3 protein-coding genes and 1 pseudogene are annotated in these 3867 nt (G+C 31.5%); all 4 read right to left on the reverse strand.

Annotated elements, in window-relative coordinates:
* Window positions 1–216: 216 nt before the first annotated feature.
* Window positions 217–1632, reverse strand: a complete 1416-nt coding sequence (locus SA378_RS01640) for an aminopeptidase (RefSeq protein WP_412178660.1) — start codon at window positions 1630–1632, stop codon at window positions 217–219.
* Window positions 1629–2081, reverse strand: coding sequence for a hypothetical protein (locus SA378_RS01645; protein WP_318524253.1), 453 nt, complete (start codon window positions 2079–2081; stop codon window positions 1629–1631). The genes SA378_RS01640 and SA378_RS01645 overlap by 4 nt, the downstream gene beginning before the upstream one ends.
* A gap of 154 nt (window positions 2082–2235) precedes the next feature.
* On the reverse strand, window positions 2236–3237 hold the full coding sequence (locus SA378_RS01650) for a LacI family DNA-binding transcriptional regulator (protein WP_318524254.1): 1002 nt from the start codon (window positions 3235–3237) through the stop codon (window positions 2236–2238).
* 452 nt (window positions 3238–3689) lie between these two features.
* Window positions 3690–3867, reverse strand: a pseudogene (locus SA378_RS01655) (methyl-accepting chemotaxis protein); the annotation flags it as partial.

Consider the following 3867-nt stretch of genomic DNA (forward strand, 5'->3'; position numbering starts at 1 on the left):
AAGTTCTTTAAACTATTTTATCATATCTTTAGTTTTCGTGCAAATTTGAATGTCTTTTTATATATCTTATTGCGAAAAATTTTTACCTTTCAGAGCTGAAATTCACGAATTACGGAAAAAAGATACAGTCATTAAAAACACTATATTGTTTTATAGTTATAAAAAAAAGTCCCCAAATTATGAGAACTTTTTATAACTTTAAAGGAATATTTACAATTAAAACTTATTGTAAAAAGTTTCGTATGCTTTATATGTCATATAAACATCTGTTTTAGAAACCATTTCAAACAGAGCATGCATACTCAATACAGGAACTCCCAAATCAACAACATCCATATTATAGTTTGCCATGATATATGCAATAGTGCCGCCGCCACCCTGGTCAACTTTACCTAATTCAGCGCTTTGCCATATTACTTCATTATCATTAAATAATTTTCTTAACTTTCCAATATACTCTGCATTTGCATCATTTGCTCCGGATTTACCCTTGCTGCCGGTATATTTAATCATCGCAACTCCCTGCCCCATTATAGCTGCATTTTGAAGTTCTGAAACTTGAGAATAAGTTGGGTCAACGCCTGCTGATACATCTGATGAAAGCATACTGCTGTTAGCCAAAGCTTTTTTAAGTGACCTTTCACAATAATTTCCCTCGTTTTGCAACGCAATTAATTCAGCAACCATATTATTAAAAAATTGAGATTCCATTCCGGTGTTTCCTACGCTGCCTATTTCTTCTTTATCTACAAACAGCGCAATTGCAGTTTTGTGGGGATTTTCTAATTCCAATATCGCTTTTAATGAAGTGTATGCGCAAACTCTATCATCGTGGCCATATGCCATTATCATTCCTCTGTCCAGTCCTACATCGCGCGACCTTCCTGCAGGAACAATTTCAAGTTCTGCTGTTTGAAAATCTTCTTCAATCATTCCATATTTTTCATCGAGAATTTTCAATACATTTAGTTTGAATTTTTTTTCATCATCTTTACCTTCGGAAGGAAGACTTCCTATAATTACATTGAGCCCTTCCCCCTCAATTGCTTCTGATAATTTTTTATCATTTTGATCCTTCGCCAAATGTGGAAGCAGGTCTGTAATATAAAATACAGGATCATTTTCGTCATCACCTATGGCAATTTCAATTACATCTCCATTACCTTTTACAACTGTTCCATAAAGTGCAAGAGGAATTGTAACCCACTGATATTTTCTTATTCCACCATAATAGTGAGTTTTTAAAAGAGAAATACCATGCTCTTCATACAATGGATTCTGTTTTATATCAATTCGTGGTGAATCAACATGGCTTCCAACTATATTCATGCCACTTTCAATATTTTCTTTTCCTATAACTGCAAGAACAGCATCTTTACCTTTATTTACATAATAAAGTCTTGCTCCGGGCTTAATGTCTTTCTGGTCTAATATATTAACAAATCCTTTTGCTTCTGCTCTTTTAATTATTTCATTAATCGTGAGCCTTTCTGTTTTTGAAGAATCTATAAACGCTTTATAGTCGTCTGCAACATTAAAAACGTCCACCTTTTCTTCATTATTTAATTTATCCCAAATAAAATGTTTTTTATAAAAAAGTTTATTATTTTCCATAACGTCTCCTATTTCTATTCATTGTATATCAACGATGCGAGATACATCTGTTTATCCAACTCTACACATTTTATGTTATAATTTTTTACCATGCTGAATTCGCCATCATAACCACTCATAAGCCACTTCAAGTCAGCATTAATCTGAAGGCCATTTTTTGTCTTAAGTAAACTGTTTATTTTGTCAACATGAACATTCAAGGCAAGCTCATAATCAGTTGGATTATCAATAACTTTGTATAAAATACCCAAGTCGTTTTTCAACAAATTCTCTGCTTCGATTTTATCCAGCTTATTTTCTAATGAATTCATATCCTTGCAACCATAAAGAAATTCATTCATTATTACTATCCGCTCATTAAGCAAATATTCTATACTTTCTATTTCTTCATAGTATTTGTAATTTTCAATTGAATTATAACTAAAGAGCAAAGAAATTATCATTACATAAATAAATCTGTTTTTCATTTGTAATCCCCCTATAATAAATTAAATGATAACATTTATTATAGGGGGATTCATATGTCTTTTATGGCATTATTTGTCATGAAACTTATATTAGTTTTCGCTCAAATTCAACAAATTACATTCCATAAAAAGCGGCGCAGCATCTTCTCAACTATTAATAATTTAATGTTCTTACGCTTTTTCTTTTTTCTAAAACGAATGGCAGTTCCATTAAACCATGTTGAGTTTTGTCGCCTTTTATCATTTTAATAAGCATTCTCATACCAACTGCCCCAACATCATAATACGGTTCTCCGATTGTTGTAAGCTCCGGTCTTACGAACTTGCATTCTCTGATATTTCCAAAACCAACAACAGATACATCTTCAGGGACTTTGACATTGTTATCAATAAAGCTGTTTAAAACACCTATTGCTATTTCATCATTGCTGCACACAACAGCAGTAAATTCTTTAGAATCTTTAACAATTGATTTTCCTAACTCATATGCTTTGCTGTGCTTGCTTCCCCCAACAACATATACTTTGGAATATTGAAGTTCATTGTCTTCAACAGCTTTCTGATAACCGGCTATTTTATCAATTTCAGCTGAAGTTCTATCTTCAAAATCAGAAATATATGCTATGTTACTATGTCCTTCTTTGATTAAATAATTTGTCATTTCATAAATGGCAGCATTGCAGTCAATTGAAATATAATTCATTTTTTCATGAACATCTCTTGTAAAATATATGCTAGGTTTATTTAATTCTCTTGCAAGTTGAATTATTTTTTCATCAAACTTGTTACCTACCATAAATAATCCTTCCGCTTGTTTTCTATCCAATAGCTGTAAATATTTTTCCTGTGTTTCTTTGCTGGAATAGCTGCTGCACAGTAAAATATCATAGCCATACATTTTTCCTATTTCCTCTATACCTCTTACTATATCAGCAACATAGCTTTGAGCTAAATTATTTACAATTACTCCTATTAAATATGATCTCCTTGTAACAAGGCTTCTCGCTACATCATTTGGCTTGTATCCGGTTTCCTCGATAACTTTTAAAACTCTTCTTCTCACTTCGGGACTAACAGGTTTAGAATCATTTATAACCCTTGAAACTGTTGAAATAGACACTTCTGCAAGTCTAGCAACATCTTTTATTGTTATCATATTTATCCTCCTTATTAATTTTATGTTTTCCACAGTATTCCTAATTTAATTCTTATTATATATGTAATTTAAATTTAACGCAATCGTTTTTTCCCAATTTTCCTAAAAAAATAAACCCGCGAGAGCCGCAAACCAATAATTCATGGATATTAGATTGTTTTTACTCTAACAAATTAAAACAAAAGCTTGAAAGCCATATTTACAATGGTTCTCAAGCTATTTATTTCTTTGAACTGCCAGAGACAGGAATACAAGCATTTTTTTATTTTTAAAAATATTTCTGAATAATATCACAATTAAAGTTTAGGTTGCCCTGCGTAAAGTTAACTACATCTATATACAAATTTGTATAAAGATATATACTTTTGAATGTAAAAAAATTACATCCTTGCTTGGTATCATATAAACTATAAGTGACAAAATGTATCTGTTTTATTTAATACTTATTTACACTATATTCTTAGTCTAAAATTGCCAACCAAATTCTTAAGCATTTCCGCCTGCCCATTTAATTCTTCGCTAGCAGCAGCGCTTTCTTCTGCTGTAGCACTGTTCGTTTGAATAACAGAAGCTATTTGATCTACACCAATATTTATTTGATTAGCAGACTGTGCTTGTTGATTAGAAGCC

This window comes from Sedimentibacter sp., from assembly GCF_033447055.1.
Lineage (GTDB): Bacteria > Bacillota > Clostridia > Tissierellales > Sedimentibacteraceae > Sedimentibacter.